Origin of the sequence: Micromonospora sp. NPDC005173 (genome assembly GCF_040608515.1) — a bacterium.
Classification (GTDB): domain Bacteria; phylum Actinomycetota; class Actinomycetes; order Mycobacteriales; family Micromonosporaceae; genus Micromonospora.
The window spans coordinates 1-2030 of the sequence record NZ_JBEXIK010000103.1 but is presented as its reverse complement, the minus strand read 5'-3'; the positions used below and the strand labels follow the sequence as shown (position 1 = coordinate 2030).

Annotated in this window: 2 protein-coding genes; both read right to left on the bottom strand. The window is 72.9% G+C overall.

Going from position 1 to position 2030, the window contains the following annotated elements:
* Positions 1-104 precede the first annotated feature (104 nt).
* Positions 105-458: a hypothetical protein gene (locus ABZV00_RS37755; protein ID WP_355615441.1), complete on the bottom strand. Its 354-nt coding sequence runs from the start codon at positions 456-458 to the stop codon at positions 105-107.
* A gap of 109 nt (positions 459-567) precedes the next feature.
* The gene (gene dinB, locus ABZV00_RS37750; protein ID WP_355615438.1) at positions 568-1755 is read right to left on the bottom strand and encodes a DNA polymerase IV; all 1188 of its coding nucleotides are present in this window, start codon (positions 1753-1755) and stop codon (positions 568-570) included.
* Positions 1756-2030: the final 275 nt, after the last annotated feature.

The following is a 2030-nucleotide window of genomic DNA, read 5'->3' as shown; positions in this document are numbered from 1 at the left end:
AGGCCAGGGCTTGCGGGAATCGACTGGCACCTGACGGTCGCCGACAATGCCTCCGCGGACGGCACGGTCGACGCGGTGCGGCAGCTCGCCCCGGCAGGTGGTCGTCAGGCGGCCGAGGCGGTCGCCCCTGGACGCGAGCCGGCCGACCGGGCGCGGCGCGGGGCCGGAGCGTCCGTCGCCGACCAGTCAGCGTCTGCGGTGCCGTCCTCGCCCCGCTCGGCAGAGGCCGTGGCCGGTGCGTCTGTCGTACCACGGGACAGCTGGAGCGACTGTTCAGCGTTCCTGCGAGCGGCGCACGGCCACGGCTGGCCGGCGCAGAGCAGGTTGCCGCAGGCGCCGTCCTCGTCCGGCTCGTGTGCGCTGAGCACGTCGACCGCGAGCTGCCAGAGCAGCGGGTCGGTCACGTCGCCGGGACGCTGCTCGTGGCGGCTCGGACGGTTGCTGGTGTCGTCGGGCATGGTGGTCCCCCCTGTCAGGCTGTTCCTCTCAAGAGTCACCCCATCAGCCGGCCGCTAAACCGCCGACCTGCTGCGATGTGTCGCTGATCGCAGGCCGACCGCCCTTCGGTCAGTCCGGCAGCAGGGGCATCTCGACGCCCGGCTCCCGGCCGAGCAGCACCGCTCGGGTCAGCGCCGTCGACCCGAACCGGTCGCGGACAGCGTCCACCGCGGCGTCCAACTCCGCCCCCGGGTCGCGGTGGAACGGCAGCTCGGGCTGGACCGGGTTGTCGTCCAGGTTGCCCACCGAGACGCCGATCAGTGTGACGCCCCGCCGGTCGATCTCGGGCAGTGCGGCTCGCAGCAGCGCCCGTGCGGCGGCGAGCAGCGGGGTGGTGTCCGCCGTCGCCTTGCCTACGGTGTGCGAACGGGTGGCCCGCGTGTAGTCGCCGAAGCGCAGCCTCAGCACCACCGTGCGCCCGGACCGTCCGGCCGCCCGCATTCGCCGGGTGACCCGGTCGACCAGGCCGGCCAGGATGGCGTCCAGCTCTGCCGGCGGGTGCGGCGTACGGCTCAGCGCGTGCTGCGCGCCCATCGAGCCGCGCCGGCGGCCGACCTGGACCACCCGGGGGTCGCGGTTGTGCGCCAGGGCGTGCAGGTGTCGACCGGCACCGGCGCCGAGCAGTGACACCAGCGCCGCCTCGCCGAGCCGGGCCACCTCCCCGACGGTACGGATCCGTCGTTCCCGCAGCTTCGCCGCGGTGATCGGGCCGACCCCCCAGAGCCGTTCCACCGGCAGCGGGTGCAGGAACGCCAGCTCGGCGTCGGGCGCGACGACCAGCAGCCCGTCCGGCTTTGCCACCCCGCTGGCCACCTTTGCCAGGAACTTCGTCCGGGCCACGCCCACCGTGATCGGCAGGTGGATCCGCTCGCGGACCTCCCGGCGCAGCCGCTCGGCGATGTCGGCCGGCGGCCCGGCCAGCCGGCGCAGGCCGCCGACGTCCAGGAACGCCTCGTCGATGGAGAGCCCCTCCACCAGCGGGGTGGTCTCTCGGAAGATCTCGAACACCGCCCGGCTGGCCGCCGTGTACGCCGACATCCGGGGCGGCACGACGATCGCTTCCGGGCACAGCCGGCGTGCCTGCTGGCCGCCCATCGCGCTGCGTACGCCTCGCGCCTTCGCCTCGTAGCTGGCGGCGAGCACCACGCCGCCACCGACGATCACCGGCCGCCCCCGCAGGCGCGGGTCGTCGCGCTGCTCGACCGACGCGTAGAAGGCGTCCAGGTCGGCGTGCAGGATGCTGGCCCCGGACGACACGTACATATGTTCGCATGGCGCGGATGATCACCACAGTGAGCTGGGCGAACGCGACTGTGACTGAGCGCGACACCTGACCAAGTTGAGCGCGCCAGTTGGCGAAGTCGATCGTGGCGGCAACGTCATCGGCGAGTTGCCGGCGACGGCTCCGGAGCCGCAAGATTACGCATGCGGGCTACGTCTCACTGGGCGTTTTGATCACGCTCGCTGCATATTGCTGCTTTCGTGGACCTGGCCGGTGAGGCGTCGGCGGGGCCGAATGATCACCAAGGGGA

What these genes read in the sequence shown, in the direction of transcription:
- ABZV00_RS37755 (WP_355615441.1), bottom strand. Translation starts at nt 458, where the DNA reads ATGCCCGACGACACCAGCAACCGTCCGAGCCGCCACGAGCAGCGTCCC.